The sequence below is a fragment of the Paenibacillus sp. JNU01 genome (assembly GCF_059130585.1).
On sequence record NZ_CP169723.1, the window covers coordinates 4,973,518 to 5,000,512 of the forward strand.

The 26,995-nt window shown below is 40.6% G+C and carries 18 protein-coding genes; all 18 read left to right on the forward strand.

What is annotated here, in order from left to right; translation table 11 throughout:
• The first annotated feature begins 57 nt into the window (after window positions 1-57).
• The 18 genes from NLBNIHML_RS21710 (at window position 58) to NLBNIHML_RS21795 (ending at window position 26,847) form a co-directional block, all read left to right on the forward strand.
• Complete coding sequence (locus NLBNIHML_RS21710) at window positions 58-225, forward strand: DUF3934 family protein (RefSeq protein ID WP_076333364.1); 168 nt, start codon at window positions 58-60, stop codon at window positions 223-225.
• 165 nt (window positions 226-390) lie between these two features.
• Complete coding sequence (locus NLBNIHML_RS21715; protein ID WP_494352731.1) at window positions 391-822, forward strand: MarR family winged helix-turn-helix transcriptional regulator; 432 nt, start codon at window positions 391-393, stop codon at window positions 820-822.
• A gap of 80 nt (window positions 823-902) precedes the next feature.
• Window positions 903-2,063: a YhgE/Pip domain-containing protein gene (locus NLBNIHML_RS21720; protein WP_494352732.1), complete on the forward strand. Its 1,161-nt coding sequence runs from the start codon at window positions 903-905 to the stop codon at window positions 2,061-2,063.
• Between the two features lie 253 nt (window positions 2,064-2,316).
• Window positions 2,317-3,234 (forward strand): ABC transporter ATP-binding protein, encoded by a 918-nt coding sequence (locus NLBNIHML_RS21725; RefSeq protein WP_076333361.1) that lies wholly within the window; start codon window positions 2,317-2,319, stop codon window positions 3,232-3,234.
• Window positions 3,235-3,238: 4 nt separating this feature from the next.
• A complete protein-coding gene (locus NLBNIHML_RS21730) occupies window positions 3,239-4,393 on the forward strand; it encodes an ABC transporter permease (protein WP_339239650.1) in 1,155 nt (384 codons plus the stop codon).
• A gap of 1 nt (window position 4,394) precedes the next feature.
• Window positions 4,395-5,501, forward strand: coding sequence for an ABC transporter permease (locus NLBNIHML_RS21735; RefSeq protein WP_339239653.1), 1,107 nt, complete (start codon window positions 4,395-4,397; stop codon window positions 5,499-5,501).
• Between the two features lie 105 nt (window positions 5,502-5,606).
• Entirely contained in the window at window positions 5,607-8,264 is a 2,658-nt protein-coding gene (locus tag NLBNIHML_RS21740; protein ID WP_494352733.1) for a condensation domain-containing protein, read from the forward strand.
• A complete protein-coding gene (locus NLBNIHML_RS21745; RefSeq protein WP_494352734.1) occupies window positions 8,245-9,384 on the forward strand; it encodes a condensation domain-containing protein in 1,140 nt (379 codons plus the stop codon). Before NLBNIHML_RS21740 ends, NLBNIHML_RS21745 begins: the two co-directional genes overlap by 20 nt.
• A gap of 14 nt (window positions 9,385-9,398) precedes the next feature.
• On the forward strand, window positions 9,399-11,006 hold the full coding sequence (locus NLBNIHML_RS21750) for a non-ribosomal peptide synthetase (RefSeq protein ID WP_494352735.1): 1,608 nt from the start codon (window positions 9,399-9,401) through the stop codon (window positions 11,004-11,006).
• On the forward strand, window positions 10,987-12,462 hold the full coding sequence (locus NLBNIHML_RS21755; protein ID WP_494352736.1) for a condensation domain-containing protein: 1,476 nt from the start codon (window positions 10,987-10,989) through the stop codon (window positions 12,460-12,462). Before NLBNIHML_RS21750 ends, NLBNIHML_RS21755 begins: the two co-directional genes overlap by 20 nt.
• 15 nt (window positions 12,463-12,477) lie before the next feature.
• Entirely contained in the window at window positions 12,478-13,638 is a 1,161-nt protein-coding gene (locus tag NLBNIHML_RS21760; protein ID WP_494352737.1) for an ACP S-malonyltransferase, read from the forward strand.
• A 36-nt stretch (window positions 13,639-13,674) separates the two neighbouring features.
• Window positions 13,675-17,448, forward strand: a complete 3,774-nt coding sequence (locus NLBNIHML_RS21765) for an SDR family NAD(P)-dependent oxidoreductase (protein ID WP_494352738.1) — start codon at window positions 13,675-13,677, stop codon at window positions 17,446-17,448.
• A gap of 24 nt (window positions 17,449-17,472) precedes the next feature.
• Window positions 17,473-21,966, forward strand: coding sequence for an SDR family NAD(P)-dependent oxidoreductase (locus tag NLBNIHML_RS21770; RefSeq protein ID WP_494352739.1), 4,494 nt, complete (start codon window positions 17,473-17,475; stop codon window positions 21,964-21,966).
• The gene (locus NLBNIHML_RS21775; protein ID WP_494352740.1) at window positions 21,963-23,180 is read left to right on the forward strand and encodes a beta-ketoacyl synthase N-terminal-like domain-containing protein; all 1,218 of its coding nucleotides are present in this window, start codon (window positions 21,963-21,965) and stop codon (window positions 23,178-23,180) included. Before NLBNIHML_RS21770 ends, NLBNIHML_RS21775 begins: the two co-directional genes overlap by 4 nt.
• 14 nt (window positions 23,181-23,194) lie before the next feature.
• Window positions 23,195-23,920: a thioesterase II family protein gene (locus NLBNIHML_RS21780; protein ID WP_339239675.1), complete on the forward strand. Its 726-nt coding sequence runs from the start codon at window positions 23,195-23,197 to the stop codon at window positions 23,918-23,920.
• A gap of 14 nt (window positions 23,921-23,934) precedes the next feature.
• Complete coding sequence (locus NLBNIHML_RS21785; protein ID WP_339303951.1) at window positions 23,935-25,530, forward strand: non-ribosomal peptide synthetase; 1,596 nt, start codon at window positions 23,935-23,937, stop codon at window positions 25,528-25,530.
• The gene (locus NLBNIHML_RS21790; protein ID WP_339303950.1) at window positions 25,508-26,164 is read left to right on the forward strand and encodes a hypothetical protein; all 657 of its coding nucleotides are present in this window, start codon (window positions 25,508-25,510) and stop codon (window positions 26,162-26,164) included. Before NLBNIHML_RS21785 ends, NLBNIHML_RS21790 begins: the two co-directional genes overlap by 23 nt.
• A gap of 11 nt (window positions 26,165-26,175) precedes the next feature.
• Complete coding sequence (locus NLBNIHML_RS21795; RefSeq protein WP_494352741.1) at window positions 26,176-26,847, forward strand: 4'-phosphopantetheinyl transferase family protein; 672 nt, start codon at window positions 26,176-26,178, stop codon at window positions 26,845-26,847.
• Window positions 26,848-26,995 lie beyond the last annotated feature (148 nt).

The window sequence follows — 26,995 nt, forward strand, 5'->3', positions numbered from 1 at the left end:
AATAAGTTACCGAGGACGGTCATTTTTAAGCATATACAGGATTATTGGAGTGATAAGATGAGTAAAGCAAAAGGAAAAGGCGGCACCGGCCGTGGTACGGGTAAAAAAGGCTGGAACCGTTGGCAAGCCGCCGCTAACCGGGCAAAAAGTACACCGAAGCCTTATAAAAGTAAAGGTACGAAGAAGAAGGACGATACCGAAACTTCAAGTGGCAAGCCCGAGTAAGTGTGGTTTGACGATGCCAGAGGAGAGAGCTGCCTGACTAACGGGTGGGTCTCTTTTTGTTTGGAAATATATAAAATTAAATTGACAGTAGTGTAGATTTGGTAATAATATAGAGCTTACGCAAATTAGATGGTAGTGCTACTATATGGAGAAAGGAGCATCAGTATGCCTGTTAATATGGATGAAAATCCACTTGGACTGATTCTGTCACGGACGTATCTGGCCTATAAAAAAACAACAACCAGAAATCTGAGTGAACAGGATATTACTCCGGAACAATTTGCAGTTCTGAATGAATTGAGCAAGGCTGGAAGTCATATATCACAGAAAAAACTGGCTGAATTAACCGTTCGGGACCAGACAACTGTGGGTAAAATTATAGACAAGTTGATTCGTAAAGGTCTGGTGACAAGAGAAGAAGATCCACAGGACCGCAGAGCGGTATTGCTTTGTTTGACGGCGGAAGGACTGGAGATGAATAACGTTCTGACACCAAAGGCAAAACATCAAGAGCAAGAGGCACTCGCCGAATGTTCCCCTAAAGAGCTTGAAGCATTCATGAATGTGATGAATCGCATCTATGAAAAGATGAAATAAATTTTTTTGGCCATATATATGCATGTGCATATATATGTAGTGCAATTATTTTAATTTTAACTAATGGGAGTCGTGAACGAATGAAAAGCTTCAAAGATTTTCTTAAAGTGCCACAGACAAAAATAGGGTTGGTTTTTGCATTGATTGTTCCGCTGTTATTTGTTGTGATCTGGATGACGGGTTATCATCAAGCCACGGAGAGAGTGGATCAACTTCAAGTTGCTTTGGTGAACGAAGATGGGACACAGGGAACAGAGGTGCAGAAGCAGATTGAAACGCTCGCGCCTTTCCATGTCAATGTTCTGAATTCTTCACAGGAAGCCGAGAAACAGATGAATGCGGGTAACTATGCGATGGTTATTGTTATTCCGGAAGGATTCACTGACCAGATTGCAGGCGGTACAGACGCGAGTTTGTCCTTTTATATCAATCAGGGAAATGCCGATGTAGCCAAATCCATTGTGGAACATGCGGCGACCGGAATGACTGCACAAATGGGTCAAGGGATTCTGGAATCCAAGGTTCAAGTGACACTTAATAACGATAGTATAAACAGCGATGAACTGAGTTCAGCTATTGGACAAGCGATGGCGAAGATGAATGAAGGGCCTGTGAAGGCTGAAATTAATAAAACGAACAGTGTCAGTGATTTTGCTACATCGATGCTGCCTATGATTCTGGGTTTTATCACTTACATTGCTGCGATGACCATGAACATTCAGTTCAATATCACGTCGAATATCATGAAGCGTAACCACTCCAAATGGGAAATCTTCTGGGGGCGGCAATTGCTGTTATTGTGTATAGCTGTAATCGTTCCTCTGATTGTGGATACAGTCGCTCTTCAGTTCACGGATGTGGCGAGCTCCTTCGGCGCGTTGTATCTGTATCATGTGCTGGTGAGTCTGGCTTGTATCTGTTTCACACAAATGAGTTTTGCCCTGTTTGGCAATGCAGGCCCTCTATTTAATGTGGCGATGGTTCCACTCCAGTTGATGACTGCAGGAAATATCATTCCAGCCGAGATGCTGGCGCCATTATATCGTCATATTGGAAACTTTCTGCCCGCCTCCAATGGGGTACAGGGATTTATGCGTTTGATCTATAGTGGAGAAGCCGTAAGTGGATACATGATTCATCTTCTGTTGATCGCGGTTATAACGTGGGGGATTACGCTGCTGCGAGTTGGCATGCAAAAGAACAAGTCTGCCCAACCCACAGTCGCAACGGTTACAGCCTAAACATAATAAGAAAGATCTGATGTGCAGCAACGATCCTGAAGATACGATATATCGTATCTTCAGGATCGTTGTTTTTGTTATTGAGCCTAATAATCAGAGGTCATGTTTTAACGGTTACGAAGCCAAAATCTGTTTCAGAAAGTACAGTTATTACTTCATACGTGCCTGTTATGACATGAAAGTTTAAGTGATGAGATTGAGTGCTACACTAAGTTTACATAAAAGGCACAACAAATCTAGGAGGTAAACGAATATGCAAACGGTATTTACTGGAGAGAATATTCAATTCAGTTATAACAAAAAGAAACCAGTACTAAAACAATTATCCTTATCGGTTGGAGATCGTCAGATTTACGGCTTACTTGGTCCCAATGGGGCAGGGAAATCTACTTTAACCAGAGTTATGCTTGGGCTGGATAAACCTCAAAATGGTAAAATTCAGTGGTTTAACGAACATCTCAATGCAAGCACAAACAAACGAGTAGGTTATGTTCCACAGGATTTGGCCTTGATTTATGACCTATCTGCTTATGAGAATGTATTGTTTTTCGGTAAACTGTACGGATTAAAGGGAGAGCGTTTGAAGAAACAGGTTCGTTTTGCCCTTGAATTTGTTGGACTGTGGGAAGAACGCAAACAAAAACCTAAAAAATTCTCGGGTGGCATGAAAAGAAGACTCAATATTGCTTGTGGTATTGTCCACAACCCGGATGTCATCATACTTGATGAGCCAACAGTGGGTGTTGATCCACAATCCCGTAATCGAATTTTGGATGCCATTATAGAGTTGAATCAACTTGGAACAACCGTTATCTATATTTCTCACTACATGGAGGAAGTTGAACGAATTTGCTCTCATGTCGGAATTATCGATGATGGACAATTGCTCTGCCAAGGTAAGCTCAATGATGTAATTCAGGAACATACAGACCAGGCTATCATCCGTTTGGAGCTACAACGTAAAAGTACGGCGTACACCAAGCAGCTTGAGGATTATGTTGTATTACTGGCAGAAGGCAACAATGTCGAGTTGGGAGTCCCTAAAAATGACGTGAATGCAATAAGTCAGATCAAGGAGTCTTTTGGCGAAGATGTGAAAAGCTTTCAATATATTACCCCTAATCTGGAACAAGTGTTTTTCAAATTAACAAGAAAGAATCTGAGGGATTAGATCTATGTGGACGATATTTGCAACGAGTATGAAGCGTAAGCTTCAGAACCCTGTCGTATTTGTCAATTACATCCTGTTGCCGCTTCTTTTGATTATGATTCTGGGGAATGCATTGTCTGGTGTGTTTCAGACAGGAGATAAGGAAACAAAGTCCACTATCATATCTCAGATTTCAACAGTTGTGGTCAATGAAGATAGTGGAGATGTTGGGAAAAATATTGTTTCATTCCTTAGTAGTGAAGACAACAAAGAGATGTTTAATGTCAAGGTAGGCTCTAGTAGCACACAAGCGCTCAAGATGTTGGAGTCTGGAGAGGTAGAACAGTATATATATCTGCCTAAAGATCTAACAAGTGAGTATGAGAAAAATAAGAACGGTAACATCACGGTGTATGGTAAGGATAATAATATTGAGAAAGTTAATATTACAGACCTGGCCCTATCAGCCTATGGTGATGGCTACCTGGCAATGGAAGTTGCGAGTGCGGGCAATCCGAATATCGTATATTCACATGAGTATAGTAACATGTTGGTTGCTCCGGGAACTGCAACAGAGGCTTCCACGGAGAGTGGTTCCAATATTTCAGCGATGAGCTATTATGGCGTGACTATGTTAGTTCTGATTCTTGTATATGGTTTGGCTAATACCATGAACTTTGTACAGGAAGAGTACAGTGAAGCATTAGGAGATCGTTATCTGGTTAGTCCAATTTCCAAAACAGCTTTAATTATGGGGCAGTTTCTAACAGGGTGTACGATATCTATTCTTCAAGGCGCAGTCATTGTATTCTGTGCAAAACTCTTCTTCAACGTCAGCTATGGAGACAACATGATGTTTGTATTCTTCATCATTATCGCAGGTTCAATTTTCTTTAACGCTCTAGGGTTGCTCTTGGGGGTTATTGGACGCCGAATCAAACAAGTGGATGGTGTAGTGACATTGTTGATTCCGGTTATGACATTTGTGGGTGGCGGATTCGTTAAACTTGATATGGGTGAGCTCAGTTCCATAAGCATCAATGAAGTGTTCCAACGTCCAATGTTCGATTATATTGGGCAAGGCGTAATTGATTTGATGCCTGTATTTACTGCCCTTATTGCTGCAATGGGATTTGTTCTAATTGCAGTGTACTCCCTCACAAGAAAGGAGGCACGATAAGATGCGGGTATTCGAACTGTATTTAAGACGTATTTTCAAGCGAAAACTTACCTTTATCTTAATCTTGTTGTTGCCAGTTGTATTTACGTATTCTGTAGTAGCGCAATATGAGGAAGCAACCAAGGTCACACTTACGATGTATGTAGAAGATTCAGCTGTGAATTCTTATATCACGGATATGCTGAAGAAGCAGAATGTCACCATTACTCAAGCAGCTTCGGCAGATGATGCTATTCATCATAGTACCAATCTGGGAATTGTATTCCCTTCAAGCACTCAGGACATATTTAATGATCCGGATCTGCTCAAGGTGAATAGTTACGTGAATGAGCAGAATTTCAATTCAAACTCGTTGGAGATTAAACTGAATAGTGTATTCTCTGTTTTAAAAACATTGGCCAAAAATGCCACCAGTGAAGAATCATTAACCGCAGGTATGAAAGAAGCTGCAGCAACCAAAGCTCCAATACAAGTGGAACAGAAGATTCTTGGAAACCCTAATGCGGTGGTATTAACGAGTTCATTCAATATGATTGTGTTTATCATTATGTTCCTTACAATGACCAATACACTATTATTCCTTGGTGATAAGGTGCATACCACGACCCAGCGTTTATTACTGGCAGCGAGTAGTAAATTGAGCTACTATGTGCAGACCGTAAGTGTGTTTGCAGTCATCGGTGTAGGACAATTTATACTTATGATTGCTCTGATGACCGGAGTTTTCCAAATTGATCTGTCTTTATCGTTCGGAGAACTTCTATTGCTCGTGTTGGCGTATGGATTACTCAATATGATCGCGGCAGGTATTGGGTTACTGCTTGTAAGTCGTACAACCAAAATGTCTACCGGGCGGTTGCTTATTACCGTAGTATCACTTCCTCTGGCGATGTTAGGCGGAACACTCTGGCCAAGTTCAATTATGCCTGAAGGTATGCAAAAGATTGCAAGTGTATTGCCTACCCATTGGATTACAGAGTTGAACAATGAGATGTTCAGTGGGTTTACAGGTAACAGTAGCATGATTACAGTGCATATTATCAGTTTGTTCGTCTGTGCTGCGGTTATTTTTGTACTACTGACAAGAGTGAGAACAGAAGATATTTAAGCTCTTCCAGCGTATAAAATATAGCAGAACCTCGTTTTCCCGGTACATCCTCGAATTGAAGGGAGATGCCGGGGATACACGATGGAGATCGGAGGACGGATTATCTTGACCATTCAGGTTGCGCAAACCATCGAATTATCCAATCTATCATCTCTACACGAAAAAATTCTGTATGCCGAGAAACATCGTAAGAACTACGATATATTCTTCACCGTGAAATATGATTCTAAGTGGGCGGTTTGTAATATAGCTGATGCTATTGAACGAGTAATGGAAGGCCATAAAGCTTTAGGATTAACCATTGTACAGAAGGAGTCCCAATATGCTTTTTGTTCAAGGCTAAACACGCCTAATTCATTTAGAAGTCATATTTCTCTTCAGGATGTCAAACTGGATGTTTTTGAGGGAGAAGGGTTGGCAAAATACTATATAGATGAAGCGGAGTGCAGAATTGAATTTCTTATCCATCATCTGGTGTTTGATGGCGATTCGATGAACGAGTTCATGACCGCATTGGAATATTCAGTGCTTCATGGTGAGTTCTCTGTTCCTGCTGGTCTGTACGATATGCCAGAGAGGTCCCTAACAATTCGAAAAAAAGATTCATCGATGCTCCATGACTATTTCGAATCCTTTAAGTCCATATCCCATTTCTCTGCTCATGAGCCATTGGAAGATCCCGTTTATGGAAAAGTCAAATTGTCATCACAAGTGTGGGAAGCCATAGGATCATTGGCACAAAAGCTCCGGATTACCAAATTTGGTGTCATATTATATGCAATAGCTCTTGCAACGGAGCGTAGACAATCCCGTTTCGGGATAGTTATATCACGGCGGAATCATCAGACAGAACAAAATCAGATTGGTAATTATACAGATGTTGTTCCGTATTCATTCCAACTGTCAGAACAGCTGAGTTACAAGGATAACGCCAAAGCTCTGTTCAAGAATTTTTTTGTGGCTATTGAATCTTCAAGTGCATTAACTTATGAGGAATATATGAATCTTATTGGCGTGAAGGGTTTTGACTTGGTCGTCTCTTATACACGAATGTCAGATCCAATTGCCCATTCTGAAGTGTTCTCAACCTTTGTTTTGGGAGATTATTTGTACAAATATGATAACCATACCCAATTCAATGAATATGAAGACGGTCTGTATATGGAGTTTCGTTACGATAACACGTTAGTAAAGGGCGTATGTGATTGTTTGGGAGAGATGGTACTTGAATTGAATAGTATTAATCTCGATGAGCAGTTAAGTATGAGTGGGCAGGAAGTAAGTATCAAAAAAGGTGAAGTTGAGCCAAAAAACAGCGCCACTATTAGTGCTGATAAAGCTCAGCGGAGTTCTACACTCCAACTTTTATTTGAGCGATATAACGAAGAAGATCTTCTACTGGATACGGATATCACCTCTTTCGAGATTGCTCAGATCATTACAGATGCCTACGAGTACTATGACGTTCAATTGTCTTACCATGATATTTATACTTCTTCTACAATTAAAGAATTGAAACAAAAACTCAGTAAAAAGTCCATTTCAGAACGGGAGGATGGACCAGAATCGACTAACCTTAATCATTATCATCTTCCTGGCTTTTTGAAAACAATCTTTATTGATAGTTTTCGTTTCATAAATACGGATATGTACAATGTAAGTTATGCTTTACGTCTAACGTCTCAGGCAGCCAACCATATGGAAAGGGTTAAGGAAGCTATTGAACAGGTTATTCAAGGAAATGATATTTTTTTCACTTCATTTGAAATGCAGGATGGCCAGTTTATAGCTTCAGTAATGCCTCAGCAGCAGGTACATATTGAATGGGTGGATGTAGGAGATTTAAGCGATCTACAGCGAGATCAAGAAACACTTCGTATACATCCTCACTCAAAATTATGGGACTTCAAACTTGTTCATTTGAATTCTACAGGAGATATGTATCTGTACTTCAATATTCATCATATACTTATTGATCATATGGGTATTCAAATCCTAAAAGATCAGATAACAGAGTGTTATAACAATCATAAACCTGTATATTCGCAATATGCTTCATTGGCAGAGGAGTACAGTCATGCTACCTCTATAGCCCTCAAGCAATGGGAAAGTCTTCTTCCGTACAAACAATTCCACAATCCGGGTAAATCTTCTCTTGGTAGTGGATACTTTCATCCATATCACTGGAACCTGGATATAGGCATACCGAATTTCGAAGAGACAGAATTAAGGATACTAAACGTAGTCCATTATTCATTATCCAGGTATTTTGATTACGAAGAGGGATATATTGGTGCTGTCTATCATGGGCGTGTTATAGCACGAACCAGTCAGGTCATTGGTTCATTTGCCAGAGTCTTACCTTTGTTCTTCTCTACTACGAATTCGGATATTCTGAAGAACAGCCTTTATATTGCAAGAATGAACCAAACGGTATCTTTAATGGATTTGAATGAACATGGATTTAATCTCTCCTATCCTCGTGTTGTTTTTCAAACACTGCAAGAAGGGGAAGAGCCTGAGGATTCATCTATATTTGATGAAACGATTGAATTTGATGGATTATCCAAGTTTCAAATTTTCGTTCAGCTGCGTAGAGGTTTTTCAAATTCCCAACTGAGTGTGTATATCGATAGTAACGTATATGACTCAGAAGAAGAAAGACGGATAATGGTTACTTTTGAGCGAGCTTTGAGGGAGTTTCAGATAATTCCTATGGATATTGAAGGAGGGGTAACATCAGATGGACCTTCTTCAATCTAGCGAACTGACATATATACAACGAAAAATGTTTATCTGCAATCAATTGCCTGTGTATCGTTTGCCATTCATCTATGAAATTCCAGAACCTGTTAGTCTTAAGGAGGTCTGCACTGCTCTTTTAATAACAATACAGGAGTGTCAAACCTTACAGACCCGGTATACCTATGATGCGGAGCACCGAATGTTTAATCAAGTTTATCACCGCCTGGACCCACATCAATTTGAAATTCCGCAGATCTATTTAGATGAACATCCCGAAATTTATTTAAAGCAAAGGAAAGAAATGATCGATCTTACCAAAGAATATCCCTGGAGAACTCAATTCGCAGAGTATAAACAAAAGATGTACTTACTAATTGAATTTCACCATATCTGTATTGACGGATGGGGTATTCGAAACTTTGAATCTATGTTTATGGATCACCTTGCAGGACGATCCCGGAATTCACCAGATAGCGACTTCGGTTTTTACCAACGAATTAATGAGTTACAAACCAACAAGTCTTCTTTTACTAAGGAAGAATTCTTAAGGCTATCTGGACAAAATATGCATGTAACAACTAAAAAAGGTCATTTAGAGCGTCTAATAAAACAATTGAAACCTGAACAATTTCACCATATTGAGCAAATTTCAACCTTGTTGAAAGTAACCAGGAATTCAGTTTTCCAAGGATTATGGGAATCGGTATTAGAACAGACTTGCACAGGAAGCGTGTATGGAACTATAGGTAATTGGCGTATGAGTATGGGAGCATTTCATGAGATTGGTTGTTTTGTACAGATGCAGTCCCGAAGAATTGTTAGGGGACGCGACATTTTAGCAACGATCCAACAGATCTCCTTGGATAATCTCAGTGCGTTTGCGGAGCGGGGCATGGAACCACCAACACGATGTAACATGGATCATCCAGTTGTCTATTCCTATGAAGAAGATATGTTCAGATACTTTCAATATATTCCTGCGGATAACTTAAACAAATTTGAACTATATATCCGTGTTTTTCTAGTGAATGGTAACGCGCAGATCGAAATTGAATATAATCCAAGCCAATACAGTGAAGAGCAAATTCGATTTATGTTAGATCTAATGGATACAACGCTGGAAAACTGTCTTGTCTGAAAGGGGGATTTCTGTTGAATATATTAGAAGAATTAGATTGGAGTTTCAATACGCATAAGGAGAAAATTGCGATTAAGGATTCCTCAAAGACGCTGACGTATGGTCAATTGGATATACTGACAGCCAGGGTAGCAGAACATTTAATGTGGCAAAAAATAGCCAATGAAGATGTGGTAACTATTGAGGCGGAGGATAAGTTGGAGGCGATCATTCTCATGCTTGGAGTTGTCCGAGCGGGGGCTGCATATTGCGTCATTCCACAAGACTATCCGAATCATCGCAAAAATAAAATGCGTACTAAAGTGAATGGCAAAGTCGTACTTCGTAGTCTTAATGAAATAGAGAAGCAAGAGTGTGCCCGTCAAAATGTGGTACAAGACGTATTGGGGGTACAGCAAGCTTCTCGCCAAGCTAACAGTCTTTTATACATTATCTTCACTTCTGGATCAACTGGCGAGCCTAAGGCTGTAGCTATTGAAGATCGATCTATTGAAAAAATTGTGAGACAAAATGAATTCTACGAAGGCAATGTAATTGGTCAATTTGCTCCTCTTGAATTCGATGCATCCGTCTACGAAATTTTTGGCGGATTGCTGAATGGGATGACACTTAGAATGGTAAGTAAGGATGATAGTCTAGACTTTGATATCCTCCCAGAGATCTTGGAAGAGATCGATACGATATTTCTGACAACACGATTGTTTAATCTATATGTTGAAGAATGTGTGGAGGACTTGAGCAAGTTGCAACTCATCTTAACGGGGGGTGAACGTGCTTCCATCAAACATCTGCATGAAGCGGCGCAATATTGCAATGTGTACAATGTGTATGGCCCAACGGAGACCACAGTCTTTGCCACCCGATATAGGGTAATTGGGGATGAAACAGAGATTCCGATCGGGAAGATGTTTGACCAGGGAAATTCTCTCATTCTGGATGAAAGTGGCATACCGGTTAACCGTGGAGAACAAGGACAGTTATTGTTATCTGACTCAGGTTTGATGAGAGGCTACATCGACAATGACCAAGCGAATGAAAAAGCGTTTGCGTACTGGGAGGGGCAACGCTATTATCGGACAGGCGATGTTGTTTATGAGAGTGCTGGAGGGGAATTGAACTATGTCGAGCGAGCAGATCGGCAGGTTAAAGTCTCTGGATATCGGATTGAACTTGGCGAGATTGAACGTTGTGCATACAACTATGGCCTAAATAAAGAGTGTCTGGCTCATTATGATGGTACACGGCTGTACCTGTTTGTAACGGATATGATCGAACTCGAACCATTCCGTCAGCATCTTCGCAATATACTGCCAGATTATATGATACCAACAGTTAAGGTGGTGGGAAAAATCCCGATGAATAACAATGGTAAAACAGACATGCAAGCAATGAACCGACATAAAGATCAGGAGTCCAAAAGTGTAAACAAGGTTGCAGAAGTAATGACAAGTGTACTCCAAAGTGAGCTAATCATGAGTAAGACTTTTTTGGAGCTGGGTGGTGACTCTATTAAAGCAATGGAAGTCATCTGGAAATTAGGAGGAGAGGGTTATCCGATAGATCTGGATATGCTATTTACACGCACCTTAGGAGAGATTGTGAATGATATCAAAGCCGGCTAGTGATAGTGAAAAAAGAATCATTAATAGCAGTTTACTGAATCCTACGGCTTACAATATTCCCATGATTGTGAAGTTTGGGGAAGGGCTCAATGTTGCCAAAATGTATAATCTGCTTACATTATATTTTGAACAATTTGATATTTTCCGGACTTCCTATCGAATTGCTTCTGACATTGAGAGATGGATCACGGCAGAAGTACCTACAATTGAAATTTGCTCACAGTCTAAGTTTGAACCTCAAGCAATGCTCGATGCTCACTTGATATCGGTGGAAGATAAAGAGTTAGTCAAAATTGTATTATGTAAGGTGGCTGATGAAACCAATGATTACCTTTTTGTTAATGTACATCATGCGTTACTTGATGGCTTAAGTATTAATCTATTTTTGCAAGATGTAATTGCAGCATATCTCTCGGATGAGCCATTGGCCTTCCAATGCAGTTCGGTGGAAGAACATACGGATTCTAATATTAACTCACAGCGTAATACAGTTGATTTTGGAGAATATGAAGGATTTAAATCTCGGTTGCTCAACAAACAGATTGAGCATGTGAACTATCGAAGTGAAACTGTGAAACTGGGGAGTATGGTCAAACACAAATACACGGATTTCTCTATATGTCTGACTGCTTTTGCAATCAGTGTAGCCGGCTGGCTGAACCATAACTCCGTGTATCTGGCTTATCCGTATCTGGGTAGAAATCAGACCAATTTTAGAGCACTTGGAAACTTTGTTCAGTTAGTTCCTTTTCATAAGAGGTTTGATACACAGCATTATTCAAGCGTGGAGCAACTCACTGCAGAAGTTCAACAACAGATATTCAAGGATCTGACAACGAGCAGCCATTATGATGCTGTGAGATATCGGGAGTCCATGAAATGTATGAACATTTTTCGGGATATCATATTTGACTACAAATCAGGAAGTCTGATCGAGACTACGCTTAGTCATGAGCATGCAATAACACTCCATGAAATCGAGACATATCGCGATGAAAAATATGGTCTTCACTTCTCGATATATAAACAACTGAATGAACTTCATATAACAATGATATCCAGCGAATATAGTTCGGAAGACATGGAACAACTGTTATCTATTTTTAGTCGTAATGTCCATGCATTATACGCTGATACGGAAATAGGGCTGGATCAAATGTTACGTTTGAAAGATGAAACTAAGACAGATGGAGATAACGCTTCTCCAAACGTTATCTTAAGAGAAGATAACTATGAAGTTATATACAAAGAGGTATCCGGGATGGTATGCACATTGCTGAATGAACAGACTGTACATGCAGAAGAGAGCTTTTTTGATCTCGGTATGGATTCGACACTCTTGGTAAAGTTCAAAAAAAGAATACGAGAACAATTCAAAGTGAATTTAAAAATAAGTGATTTCTTTAACCACTATACTTCCGAAATGCTGACACATAAAATTCTTGAACGATTATAAGGAGGATAACTCGATATGAAAATTGCATTAATGTTGGCAGGACAAGGAACTAAAATTAGCGAGGAAGTAAAGGAAGCATGGCTGAAAAATAAACAAACACTAAAATGGATTGAGCAAGCAGAGACACAGTTGCAGGAGCCGATCAGAGAGTGGTTCTGTTCTGATCTAAGCCAAGACACACGAAAAGCACAATTGGCAACCTATGTAGGGTCCATGTGCATGTATCAATTGTACCGGGAACATGTGGGTTTATATCCTAGCATCGTTCTTGGACACAGCCTGGGTGAGATTACAGCACTAACCATTGCAGGTGCTCTAAGCTATAGTGAGGGATTAAAACTGGTAGATGTGCGAGGAACTGCCATGAAAAAAGCAATTGATACACAAGAAAGTACGGGTATGACAGCTGTGTTTGCTTCACCGGAGAAGGTTGAATCGTGGTTGAGCGATAGACAAGATATCTATATAGCCAATTATAATTCTTCTAAGCAAACGGTCATTGCGGGTAAGAAGACTGATCTACAGGACTTCGTCAAACAAAACAAGGTAGAGTCTGTTCCTTTAGGAGTCAGTGGCGCTTTTCATACTCATTACATGCAGGCAGCGGCAGACGAAGTTTACAATCAGTTGAACAGTTTCTCGTTTAACCCATATTGGAGTACTGAAGTCATTAGCAACGAATTCGCAAGACCGTATCAGCCTTCTAATGTTCAGAAGGGGATATCCAGTCAGATGGTAAATCCCGTCTGTTGGACACAGTCTGTAGATTATGCAGTGAAGCAGGGCATTCAAGTATTCATTGATTTATCCCCGAACGGAATGTTTGTCAAAATGCTTGGAAATCAGGTCCAAGTGCACGCCCTCCACAACGAAGAGCAACTCTCAAAGCTTAGTAATGAACTGAAAGACGACATCGAAGTCAATAAACACTACAGTGTCTTTTCGCGAGCACTAGGGATTATTGTCTCGACCAAAAATAATAATGAAGATTCGGAAGCATATGAAAATATTGTGATTAGTGGATATAACCAGATCAAATCACAGATTGGAAAAGAGGCAACGGCTGAGGATGTAGAAAAAACGTTATCCTTGTTGGAGCTCATTCTTCGGACCAAAAAAGTTCCAGAGGAACAAATCATGCATTATCGTAACAAATTAGCCTGGAAAGCGGGATAAATTCCTGGAAGCTGATCAAGGAGAGGAGGAAAAGGATTGAGTATAGGAGATATTGCCATTATCGGTATGGACCTTACGCTTCCAGGGTGTGGGAATATGAATGATGCATGGAATAAAATACGTGACAAGCGAATTTCTGTGGGGAAATTTCCGACTAACAGGCATGCACAGATTGGTGAACTGGTTGAGGACATATTCATGCCAGGTTCATATCTTGAACATATCGATCAATTTGATCATAAATATTTCAACATCGCACAAAAAAGTGCTGATTTTATGGATCCCAACCAGAGATTGACCCTGTTATCAGCCACCCGGGCACTGAATGATGCGGGTTGCCTTGAGCAGATCCGCGGTACTCAAACCAGTGTATATGCAAGTGTGAACTCCACACAGCAATATCAATATCAATTATTGTTGCAGCAGCGTAAGTTGAAACCGGATCTGCTTGGGATGTTAAACTCGACCATTTCAAGTCGCATCCAATATATCTATGACTTACGTGGTGCTTCCATAATGACGGATACGGCCTGTTCATCATCACTGGTATCTATTATTCAAGCGTCAAATGATCTTAGACAAGGGATTATTGATCAGGCTATAGTCGTTAGTTCTAATCTTTATGTTAAGCCGGGGTACAAGTCCGATAAATTGGTAGACATTTTGGCAACAGATGCGAGGACACGTACCTTTGATGATCGAAGCACAGGTACATCCATTGGAGAGGGCGTAGGTTCTGTAATTCTCAAACGGAAGGAGGATGCAGAACGGGATGGTAACTTTATCTATGGTCTGATCCGCAGCTACGCCATGAATAACGATGGTCAAACGATGAATATGTCTTCGCCTAACCCGGATGCGCAAGAACGACTGATAGAACAGGCATGGACTCCTCTTCAGGATGAGATGCAGCAGCTGGCATTTATTGAAGCACACGGTACGGGGACGGCTATCGGAGACACGATCGAATTTGAGAGCCTGAGTAATTACTTTTCAGAACGTGTTACAACAAAACAGAAAATTGCTCTGACAGCAGGTAAGTCCAATTTCGGACATCTGGATGTAACATCAGGATTGTTCTCATTGATTAAGTCGGCCTTATCTTTACGTAACCGCGTTGTGTTACCTCATCCGGATTTTCAGATTCCCAATGAGGAGATTGATTTTGAAACATCAGCTTTCTATATTCCGGATCAGTCTGTTCCGCTGGAAGAACATGCGCTTGCAGGTATTAGTTCCTTCGGCATGACGGGTACAAATGCTCACGTTATTCTTCAACAATATAGCTGTTCGGTGCCATCCCAAGTTAAGGAATTGCCATTGAATTTAAAGAGTTACTGGTTCCCATTGGATGAAAATTCATTCACAGTACAAGATGATCTTCAGCGCTTGGAAACGGATGAGTGGCTTATCGTGCAGTTTCCTTTACACAGTAAAAGACAATGGGAGATTCGTGAACATCAGTTCAATGGAAAACATCTGCTTGTGGGTACAAGTATTTTTGAAATGATAGCCCAGGGGTTAGGTTGTACACCGTACACTCTTGAGCACTATGACATTAATGGTCTTCACATTATGAATCAGATGGCGGTTCAAGATGGCCCTCTGACGATTCTACTCAAACTGGATAAGAAAACCTTAAAGGTGGTTGTAACATATACGACTGCTGGTGTGTTGAAGACTTGGCTACAGTTTGAGTTACATGATAAATCTTCATTGCACAAACCGGTAAGAAGAACGGCTACAGTGCTGGATCAGAGAATAGAAGCAGGAGAACTTATGGAAGTCGCTGTAACAAGCCAAGTTGGGGGCGAAGGAGTAGAAGATATTGCTGTATCCCGAAGATGGGATGTAGTAGATCGTTTATGGACTAATCAAGAACATACAAGAGCTGTAGTTAAGCTGAGACCTCCTTCAGAGTACAAAGTGGAATTCTCAATGTATAGCTTTTATCCCTCCATTCTCGATCCTGCCTTCAATGCTCTAAACCGAATGGCTGAACCGGAACAGATTGTGTTTCCATGGTATTGGAGCGATATCCGTTTTGAGCAGTTTGAACTTGTAGGAGAAGAATTCTATTCGGAAATAGAATTAGTAGATCGCACCATGGATGAACGAGGAAACATCATCCTATCACTTAATGTTAATTTGTTCGATGGACAGTGGAATCTTATTCTATCTGCTGATCATTATAAAGTGAAAAATGCTCTTAACAAGGAAGAATCGAGTTCATATTTTAAGCAAGAAGAGATTATACCTGCAACGTTTACACAACATTCGTATAGTTCATCCGAAGCGATCCATTTTGTACATGAATCCTTGCGTTCCCAACTTCAACTTGATAGTCCAATAGTCTATTTTACGGAACTAACAGAAATCAACGAGAAGGCGATAGGGATTCAAGAGAAAGATATGTTAAAGCACGTATACCTGTGGGACCGGAATTACACAGAGATAGATCGTGTTGCGGATGAGACGTATACCCTTGGAAAAGTGCTAATCAGTTTAAATAAAATCCTGCATATGAAAAAGTTTTATTACGTGAATTCAGGAGTTTTAGGATACACAGATAAGAAGAGTGAGTATCCCAAAATGAATGCGTTAAATCGTTCCATAGCCATGGGTGCCTATGCCTTAAGACTGGAAGTGAATAGTGAAGTTATTGTTGTGGATACAGATCATACATATTCAACGGATGTGGAGCGAGTTGACTATGGGTCGGAGCAACATATTATTCACCGGGAAGGTAAGTTCTATATCCTGCGTTTGAAGAGTTTGAAAGTGGATGAATCATCCCGGGACAAATTCTCCGAAGGTACGACTGTACTGATCGTTGGGGCTAGTTCTGGAATTGGTGAGGCCTACACAAGAGATTTGGCTGATCGATCTGCTGACATCCAAATCATAGCTGCGGGAAGAAGGTCCGTGTGGGATGGTCTGCCATTAAGAGATAATGTGAGTTATCTCAAGTTGGATATATCTAATGAGGATGAGGTTTCTTCTTTCGCTGCTCAGTTTCATGGCAAACTTGATTATATTCTGAACTTTGCAGGTGAGCCAGCTCAGGGATTGTTTGTTAACAAGTCCAGAAATGAGTTTCGTTCGAAGACAAAAAGTAAAATAGAAGGTTCGAATCTGTTGGGAATGTATTTCCCTGAAGTGAAAGAAATCATTCATTTCTCCTCACTAGCGGGTGTTATTGGGGCGATGGGACAAGCGGAGTATTCCATGGCTAATGCATATCAATCGGGCTTGCCCCTAACGAATACGAATGTAAGAGTTCTCAATCTAACGGGTTGGCAGGATGTAGGTATGTCAGCAGGGATGGAAGATTATTATTTCGAGAAATTAACCAGTGCAGAGGGCATTCCATTATTAAATCGGTTCATTCAATCGAATGCCAAGTCGGCTGCTCTCTTTAAGCTAAAACGTACAGCAGATGAATATTCTTCTCTCTTCAGTCCTGTTACAAAAATGCACAGGAAGAAACAAACTGAGAAGGTATGCACGGGTTCTGATCGTGTTAAAGATCATATCGTTGCTGCATGGGGGAGAACTCTTGGTGAAGATGATTACGACCATAATGTTAGTTTCTTTGAACAAGGAGGGGACTCTATTACAATCGTACATTTATGTGATGAATTGAATCTAGCGTTTCCTGGACAATTCGATGTAACAACATTGTTCTCTATTGCAACGATACAGGGTCAGGTTGATCTTATCAATCAGCTGGACAACCAGGAGGCAGTGACAGAACAAAGTGATGGTCATTATGATGCAGCAGAGATGCTGGCATTTCTCAATAAATAATAATCATGAAAGAGGCGATTGAACATGAAGGCGAGTGAGTATATCTTCGGTCAGATTCAAAAGGGCCAACTTGATTCAGCAGTAGGCAAAGACTTATTAGAAGAGATTATTCCAGATGATATTGCGATAGTAGGCATGTCATGCGAATACAGTGATATCAAAGATACATTTGAGTTTTACCAAACGGTTAAAAATGGAAAGCAGGGGTTTAAGGAATTTCCCAAAGGTCGAATTGCTTATATTCCCGAAGATCACACTTATCTGCACAACGGAGCCAAACATTTAAAGATCACACCAGAGGAATTCCTGGAGAGATTGTGTAAAGAAAAGGGATCTTATCTCGATGATATTGATACCTTTGATTATGAATTTTTCGGTATCAGTCAGGACGAAGCCAGATATATTGATCCCACGCATCGTTTGGTTATGAAGCACTCCTATCTTGCTTTGGAGGATGCAGGTATTCGCCTATCCGATGTTAAGGATAGCAAAACAGCTATCTATGTAGGCAAAGACAAATCCATTACAGCAAGTTATCGTTCTGAGATTGAAGAGGACTCCAATCATATAAACTCAGGAAACTGGGAAGGCATACTGGCAAGTCGTCTCAATTATATATATAACTTGTCCGGAGGTTCGTTTGTCGTTGATACAGCTTGTTCTTCCTCGTTGGTCGCTGCACATATAGCATTGAAAACACTTCGGGATAAAGAGATTGATACAGCAATTGTTGGCGGTATTGCTCTTGGACTATTCCCACGTCAAGGCAGCGTACTCGATCAATACAGTAATGTGGAGACACCGCGTTCCTTCCTGAAAGTATTTGATGCCGAATCTCAAGGAACGATCTTTGGCGAAGGTGTCGGTATTGTCATTCTGAAAAGGTTGAAAGATGCGATAGCAGACAATGATAACATTTATTCTATTATCCGTGGCAGCATGATTAATAGTGATGGCAAATCTAACGGTTTGACCGCCCCTAATCCACATGCTCAAAAAGATCTTCTACTGGATGCCTATACAAGCAGCCATATCTCACCTGAAACGGTGGATTACATTGATGCACACGGAACGGGCACGAAACTTGGCGATCCGATTGAAGTTCGAGGGCTAACGGATGCATATAAAAAATATGTGAACAAACGCGGTTTTTGTGCATTAACAAGTTTGAAAGAAAATATTGGTCATACCGTAGGAGCAGCAGGGGTAGGCGGATTGATTAAGATGTCGCTGGCTCTTCGCAATCAGGAAATCTTCCCCAACCATTCTTTTGAAGCTCCGAATGAATATATCAAGTTTGTGGACAGTCCATTCTACATTCCTACTCAGGCTGAGAAGTGGATCAAAGGAAAGTACCCGCGTCGAGGAGGAATCAGTTCCTTTGGATTCAGCGGTACCAATGCTCATGTGATCCTTGAGGAATATGAGCACGCTATAAGCGAATCAGATCATAATCAACAAACCTTTCCATTTGTTTTCACGGCACAATCGACTAATCAATTAATCAAGATGTTGTACAAGTACGTGCGGCATGAAGAATACATGAGCGAATATAGATTACAAGATATTTCATATACCCTTATTCATAGAAGAAACTGGTTTAATACAGGAGTTGGTTTCCAAGCTAATTCAATGGAAGAATTCATAACAAAAGTAAGAGCGGCGATAACATTGCTGGAAGGCCAAGTGCCAACAGACGAAATCTTTACGACCAGTGATCGTGAAGTAACAACGGATATGAAAAAACTTATCCATTATCAATTGAAAACAGACTATAGACAATTTGACTTGAATGAGCTTATTCAACTCAAACTGGATGGGTACGAGACGACATTTGACGAATATCCATATGAGAAGGCCAGAACTGTAACATTACCAGGTTACGAATTCAAATCTGATATTCTATGGGCTACAGTTAAACGATATAGTCCACCTGTTCAATCAGGTCCAAGTCTTCCAGTGAAAGCGACATTAATTCAAGAGCAAGTGATCAGATCCGCCAAATCGGATGTGTACCATGTCAACTTATCCCCAGATGATTGGTTCGTGGATGATCATCGGATTGGAGGTAAGCGTACGTTCTCGGGTACCACGTATACCGAATTGGCTGCTGAGTTAGCTTCCTTATACTTTGACGAACCTGCGTTCACGTTAGAAAAGTTGTATTTCAAAAATCTGATTCAGCTCGATGATAAAACAGATAAACGTTTCCTGATTCATGTTAACAAGCTGTCTGCCAAGCAACTGGATATTGAGGTTCTCTCGTACGAGAATGATGATCTGGAGCAGTATACGACTCATGCGGTCTTTACACTTAAACCTCAGGAAGTAATGGAGAAGCATAAGCTTGATTTGTCCTCAGAGGTACAGAATCAATTGAAACCTACAACGATGGGAAGTACAGAAGAGGAAAATAACTTCTTCAAAGGACGTTGGAACTTTATCGCTCAGGACTTCCGGATGGTTCATATGGCCGATTCCAAATTGCTTCTCTCACTTGATCTGCAAGAGGAGTTCCTTGAAGATCTTGACGCCTACCATCTGCACCCTTCCATGTTGGATGGAATTCTGGGGGCTATGGTATATGAACGGGCTCAGGCTCGCCAGAAGACATATCTTCCCTTATCTTATGGTCGGTTTACCTATACAGGAGTAAGATTCACCAAGAAGATGTATTCCGTCACCGAACTTCTTTATGACATTACCGGTGATCATGATGTAATCACTGCGCACATCCATGTGTACAATGATCAGGGGGATCTAGTTGCTTATGTAGATAAATATGTTATGAAGTCTTTTGCTAATATGTTATTTAAGCCGTATCTTCATACTATTGGGTGGGGACGTTCAACAGTTGAGTTTACAGGTGGAGAAGAAGAACATTGGGGAGACAAACAAGTGTTGCTCATATGCAATGATCTGGTTTCAACGCCTGAATCTTCTACAATAACTCATGTGAATTATGAACAATTAGATCAGATAACAACAGGGGTTAGATATGATCTGGTAGTTTATGCACCGTGGATTGGATTGGACATATCTGATCCCGGGAAAATTGAAGATGAGATGATGAAGTACTTCCTATTCGCCAAGACAGCTAACAAGTTCCTCAAGAGAGGCGGTAAATTAATTTTTGCAGCTGATCAGGGTCTTGCTTTGAAGAAAGACGAGCTTCAAGTTAACCCGCTTCAATATGCAATGCTGAGTTCAGGTCGGATTGTGGGTTTGGAGAATACGGGTTTCACCACACAAATGATTCAGATCTCCGAGTTTAATATTACCGAGTTGTTAAAGGTCGCTGCTCGCAGTGAACTGGACGGTAAAAAAGTCATTGTTAATGATGGAATCATATACGAAGAATCTCTCATCGAAAATAAAGATTTGAAGCATAGATCTGTAGACTTGTTGAAGGATGACTGCGTTATTGTCACAGGGGGTTACGGGGGGATCGGGCTTGAATATATTGAGCAGCTACTCGATGTGAATGCCGAAGTACACATAGCGGTATTGGGACGTACAGATATCCAAGCAGCCCTCGCTTCCAAACAAGAACGCACACCATATGAAGACAGCAAACTAAATAAATTGAATAAGCTGATATCTAAAGGGGCTGACCTGGAGTTCTACCCTTGCGATATTTCACATGAGTCTGAGGTACAGACAACTATAACTAGAATTCAAGGGAAATATAATATAGCTGGAATTATTCATTTGGCGGGAGTTCCAGAGGAGGGCATGTTGTTCTCCAAAACGGAGGATGAATTCAAAAAAATTATAGCACCAAAGGTTACGGGTACACTTTTGCTTCAAAAGTATGTCGACGCAGACAAGTTACAATTCTTTGTTACCAGTTCTTCAATGACTACAATTACAGGTTCTGCCGGCCAGTTCTCTTATACCGTGGCTAATGCATTTTTGGAAGGGACGGCACTATCTGATTCGTTAATAACAGCAATACAGTGGCCGGGATGGAAAGAAACGGGAATGGCCCTTAATTTCGGAGATCTGGATGCCGCGGATGAACATCTCTTAATGAAATCTGTTACTAACATGGAGGGCAGAGAATATATTAAACTTTCGCTTCATGCGGGAGACTCCGGTTTTATTGCAGGTGAATTTAACACATCCAAGGTCGAAGAATATTTAGGCGCATATATCCAGTTACCAAGCGGTTACAGTGATGGGAAATCTCGAAATAATGTGGAAGGGGAAGAGGAGGAGGCTCGTCCTTATCAGATCAAGGATTATGGTTCTTTAACTGTAACTGGGACGGATCGTCAGGATGATATTGAGAAGTTTGTTACCGTCGTATTTGCTTCGGTGCTTGATCTTAATGAGATTGATGTGCATAAGAGCTTTACCGATCTGGGTGGAGATTCTCTCAAAGCATTTGGTATTTACGGGCCTATTGCAGAGCAGTTTAACATTGATATAGAGGTTGCTGATGTATTTATCTACCCGACGATTGTGCAGTTAAGTAAATATGTGAAAGAGCTGATGGAAGAGGCTGCAGCATGAGTAAATCCAGTTCTCGTGTCGTCATAGTAGACTACCGTTGGGATATGCCGGCGAAGGATGATTCGCAAGCGAAGCAGCTTCTCCATAGCAAGGACAAGCTCTGGGAAAATAGAATAGAGCAGTTGAGCGAGCGCTTTAGTCAAGATTTCCACGGAGCTAGCTCATTCGATGGGATTTTCTATCCATCCATTGAAGAAAGATTTGCTTTAGAAGGCATAGATGAGGAAAAAACAACATATTTGCTCTCCAGTGAAAGAATCACACTATCGTTGTTTCAGTCGCTCATCAACCAGAATGTCGTGACAACGAAGCACGATGTGTTGGTATCCAACGGAAGTGCACAAACAGACTTGATATCCAAATCGGCCTATTTGGGAATGCAGGGCGTTGATTTCATGAAGACTATAGAGTTACTTGATCCGTTGGCATATCTGAAAATGCTATGTTTATCCAGGCCGCCAGCAATTCAGATGGTAAGCGAAGCATCAACTTCAGGTATAGGGGCTTTATATAGCGGGTATAACGCCGTTAAAAAGGGGAAGTTTAACACAGCCTTGGTCGGTGGTTCTTGCGCTAGTACGATGCCATTCCCCCATGAGTTATCCAACTTTGGGTTTGGTTCTGATCGTTTCACTCAACCATTCGAACAAGGTGCTTCGGGGCACTATTTTTCAGAAGGAGGCGCTGCCTTTCTAATTAAAGAAAGGCAGCAAGCCCTTGCAGATGGAGATCACATTCTTGCTGAGATTAAAGACATCACCGCAGGCACTATGGGAAGTCCTGTAATTAATCGCAATGCAGTTAAAAAACTGGTGCTTCAATCTCTGGCAGATGCCGGGGTACTTCCTACAGATGAGATATTTATGGACCTGTATGGAAGAGCTAATGAGATCGATGATACTGCTGAGTTTTCCTGTTTGAAAAATGTACAGAAGGTATTCCCTGGTTTAAAGGGAGGATATCTCAAACAGCATGCTCAATACATGATTGGATACTATGGACTAATAGGATTATGTCGTTTGCTGGAATCGAAGAAAAATAACACAGAGCTACAGGGCGGTGTTGTTACTCATCCAAACCCCTATATAGGCAAGATAGAACCGGATCAATGGACGACTCAAGTGAATGACTATCATTGGATTACAATGCCCATGTATTCAATGCATGGTAACGTGTATAACTTAGTCATTCATATGAATCCTGATGAAGGATAGAGGAGGAAATAGACATGCAACTGATATGTTTTCCTTATGCTGGAGCTCATGTAAATGTATTTGTTGAACTACAAAATCAAATCAAAAACAAGTATCCCCATATGCAGATCATGTCTGTGGAATATGCTGGGCATGGGAGACGGTTTTCTGAGACAGCGTATCAGTCCATTCAAGAGAATGCGGCCGATCTATACATGAGAATTACAGCAACAATGAATAAAGAAGAAGAAATCATGTTGCTTGGATACAGTATGGGTTCAATTGTTGCCTATGAAGTTGCACAAATGCTAATCAGGGAAGGCTACAACATAGTCAAACTGATTTTTATGGCCGCTACTCCGCCTCATCGAATAGATATTCGAAATGAGGATTTATCAGGAGATGAGGAACTTCTTCTACGCTGCAAACATTACGGATTGATTAAAGAAAGGCAGTTTGATTCTGCACAGATGCGTAAGCTGTTTCTGCCAGCGCTTCGCCATGACATTAATGCAGTGAATACGTACAATGTCGTCAACAACTATCAGAGCTATACATTTGATGAAAAAGTTCAAATTGCTGTTTTTCTAGGTCAGCAGGATCTGTCTGTCGCCGATGAAGATTATTGGACAGACCTTTCCGAGAATGATGTACAGTATCATTTCTACCCTTCTGGACATTTCTTCTTATATGACCACCAGAATCAAGTCAGTCTGGATGTTATTGATTTTATTACTAATTCAAATAAGACCATTATCTGAGGAGGGGTTAGAATATGAGTTTACTTGGAATGCTTCAGCAAAGCGTGGAGATGTATAAGAACAAGATTGCCATTTCCGAAACGAATCGTATGGTTACTTATGGTGAATTGAATGCATTGTCGAACCAGTACTATGACTGGCTAGAAGAAAAAGGGGTATCCGTTAATGATATTGTTGCTATTGAACTGGAGAGAAGCATAGAAGCTATTGCTGCAATGATCGCCATATTAAAACATGGTGCAGCATATACGGTTATTAATAAAGACTATCCAGAGACTCGTAAGGAGTATATGAGACAAACACTGGACATTAAGATAACCATCGAATCTGTTTTTGAGGTAGATCATCAAAGGATGGAAGAGTGGTCAGGTGTAACGAGAACAGAGGATCAAATGTGTTATGTCATTTTCACATCGGGAACAACATCCCTTCCCAAGGCAGTGGGAATTCCTGATCGTGGAGTGGTGCGATTATTGCATGAAGATCGTTTGGGATGGGACGCAGCTAAGACCATCTCTCATATCAGTCCTCTGGAATTTGATGCTTCAATTATTGAGATCTGGGGGGGATTGCTTAGTGGCATGACCATTGCGCTACTTTCCAAAACAGAGGTTCTGAACATTTATCTGGTTGAAAAACGAATTCAACAAGAAATTGATATCATGTGGATAACGAGTTCCTTGTTTAATTTTTGGGTGGATAAAAAACCTGAAATGTTCAAGAAATTAAGTCATGTTATTGTGGGCGGGGAGCAGCTAAGCTTGTCACATGTGGAGAAGGTCCTGCCATTTACGAAAGTTATTAACGGATACGGACCTACGGAGAACACTGTTTTCACTACACTAGATGTAATGGAAGGTTCTGTGGACGAGATTGCAATAGGAACGCCAATTTTCGGAACGGAAGTATATATCGTTAATGAGCAAGGTGAGATGAGTAATGAAGGGGAACTTTACGCAGCAGGAGAGGGAGTAGCCTTAGGATACCTTGGTAATCCCGAGAAGACGAAGGAATCTTTTATTAGCTGGAATGGCCTACCTGTGTATAAGACGGGTGACCTTGTACGAGTGAATGCAGACGGCCGAATAATCTATATGGGAAGAAAAGATACCCAGGTTAAAATTAATGGTTACCGCATTGATCTTCAGGAGATCGAATCTACTGTAAAGTCGTTGGGTATCTCCAACTGTCATGCTTTTGTACAGGATAAAAAAATCTACCTTGCTGTTACAACACGCCAAGAAAATATAGCTAGCCAACTAAAACGATTGCTTCCTATTTACATGATCCCGTCCAAAATAGCTTATGTTAGCGAATTGCCTTTGACAGGGAACGGGAAGACCGATACTAAAACGTTGTATGAGCATTATTTTATTACCAAAACGAAAAGACTTATTCGAATTTTACAGCGGTATTTGAATGCGGACATCACTGAACAGACCAATTTGTTTGAGTTCGCCATCGATTCAATTACGATCTGGGAGATTGCAAGAGAGATTAATCATTCGTTCCACAGTGATCTCAGTTTCTTTGATATTATTGAGAATCCGACAGTCAATGAGATTACCAAAATGTTAGGAGAAGAATATGATGCAGCGTACAATTTATGATTTTCTGCTCCGAAAGTATGAACTGCATCATGCAGGTCAAGACCCTTCATTTAGGAAAACATTTACGGGAAGCATGAAGTGGTACTGGGGATTAAAACTGATTGTAGTGGGTATCTACATTGCTCTTTTTCTCCATTATGTAGGAAAGGATCAGTTTCTTCCGTCGGAAACGTATTGGTTCATTGGGGGAATTGTGTTCTCATTATTCGTTATTACCTTATCCTACCTGAATATTTTTACAGCCTGGTTTGCCATCATGCTTGGAAAACATCGTAAATGGATAGACAATCTATTAATTATTACAGGTATTCTGTTGTGTATAAAACTCCCCGTGTATACGTTTGGAAATGGTGATGTTAACTTTTTCAATATACAGGAGTCACTGCTTCTTCCCGGTATATTGATGATTGCTATGGGGCTCTATCGTAAAGTTCATTATAGATCTTCAAAAGTAGTACCTTGGTGTGCAGCCGTGAGTCTCTTGATCTCAGCAGTGATTCTTGTTAAATTCCCAATTGATTCTATCGGCCAGAGTATTTATCTTGGATTTATAATGTTGGTAAATGCAGGTTTTATCATTGATTTGCTAGTGCTCTATATGTTGCATTTCAAATCAAGAATGCTGGCACATTGAGGTGAATGCGTATGATTACTCCAAATCTGATTGCTATTAGTGAGCAAGAGATTGAGGCTGACGACATCTTGAGTCCTTATGAGCATGAAATATACGATAACATAACCAATGAAGGCAGAAGGAAAGAGTTTCTGGTCGGGCGATATGCTATTAAAAAAAATCTGAAGGATCAATTTCCCTCATATCATGGGGAGATGAATAATATCTCTGTTGAATATGGGAGTCTGCGTTTCCCGCTGATTCATGACAATCTGTTCGAAGTGGGATTAAGTCACTCTAAGACGTATGCTCTTTCTGTACTATACAGCAAGGATAACGTAGTCGGAGTTGATATAGAGACCATACGTTCAGATATCCCGATTGCAGAGATGCTTAGTGAGGCCGAGAAAAATCTTATAGAACATCTTTACCCAGCTTTACAATTTGCCTATATATTCTTCAGTTGTAAAGAGGCACTGGGGAAAGCGTTGAAAATGGGACTTCTAGCTGATTATTCAATCTATGAGATAAGTGAAGTTGTTTCAGAATTAATACATGGACAAGAAGTGTTTCGTATACAATTCAAACGATTTCCGTTCCTTACAGGTTATAGCTTTATGAAAGATGATAAAGAAATATGTAGTTTGGTTGTACCGCAAAAAGTTGATATAAGGGAGGTACTGAGATTACTCATTGCTTCCTGAATCAAAAAATAGAAAAACCACCACGGTTAGTAGTCGTACAGACTACGAAATCGTGGTGGTTTTGTCTTTTCATGCAGTTACGTGACATTATGAAGCGCTTATGACATAGGTAAAGGCAGATCATGTACGTTTGTGACGGAAAGAATCA

Bases quoted from the DNA above. Each gene is read 5' to 3' on its own strand.
- NLBNIHML_RS21715 (WP_494352731.1), top strand. From the start codon at position 391: ATGCCTGTTAATATGGATGAAAATCCACTTGGACTGATTCTGTCACGG.
- NLBNIHML_RS21725 (WP_076333361.1), top strand. From the start codon at position 2,317: ATGCAAACGGTATTTACTGGAGAGAATATTCAATTCAGTTATAACAAA.
- NLBNIHML_RS21795 (WP_494352741.1), top strand. From the start codon at position 26,176: ATGATTACTCCAAATCTGATTGCTATTAGTGAGCAAGAGATTGAGGCT.
- NLBNIHML_RS21775 (WP_494352740.1), top strand. From the start codon at position 21,963: ATGAGTAAATCCAGTTCTCGTGTCGTCATAGTAGACTACCGTTGGGAT.
- NLBNIHML_RS21755 (WP_494352736.1), top strand. From the start codon at position 10,987: ATGATATCAAAGCCGGCTAGTGATAGTGAAAAAAGAATCATTAATAGC.
- NLBNIHML_RS21710 (WP_076333364.1), top strand. From the start codon at position 58: ATGAGTAAAGCAAAAGGAAAAGGCGGCACCGGCCGTGGTACGGGTAAA.
- NLBNIHML_RS21745 (WP_494352734.1), top strand. From the start codon at position 8,245: ATGGACCTTCTTCAATCTAGCGAACTGACATATATACAACGAAAAATG.
- NLBNIHML_RS21730 (WP_339239650.1), top strand. From the start codon at position 3,239: ATGTGGACGATATTTGCAACGAGTATGAAGCGTAAGCTTCAGAACCCT.
- NLBNIHML_RS21760 (WP_494352737.1), top strand. From the start codon at position 12,478: ATGAAAATTGCATTAATGTTGGCAGGACAAGGAACTAAAATTAGCGAG.
- NLBNIHML_RS21790 (WP_339303950.1), top strand. From the start codon at position 25,508: ATGATGCAGCGTACAATTTATGATTTTCTGCTCCGAAAGTATGAACTG.
- NLBNIHML_RS21785 (WP_339303951.1), top strand. From the start codon at position 23,935: ATGAGTTTACTTGGAATGCTTCAGCAAAGCGTGGAGATGTATAAGAAC.
- NLBNIHML_RS21780 (WP_339239675.1), top strand. From the start codon at position 23,195: ATGCAACTGATATGTTTTCCTTATGCTGGAGCTCATGTAAATGTATTT.
- NLBNIHML_RS21735 (WP_339239653.1), top strand. From the start codon at position 4,395: ATGCGGGTATTCGAACTGTATTTAAGACGTATTTTCAAGCGAAAACTT.
- NLBNIHML_RS21770 (WP_494352739.1), top strand. From the start codon at position 17,473: ATGAAGGCGAGTGAGTATATCTTCGGTCAGATTCAAAAGGGCCAACTT.
- NLBNIHML_RS21720 (WP_494352732.1), top strand. From the start codon at position 903: ATGAAAAGCTTCAAAGATTTTCTTAAAGTGCCACAGACAAAAATAGGG.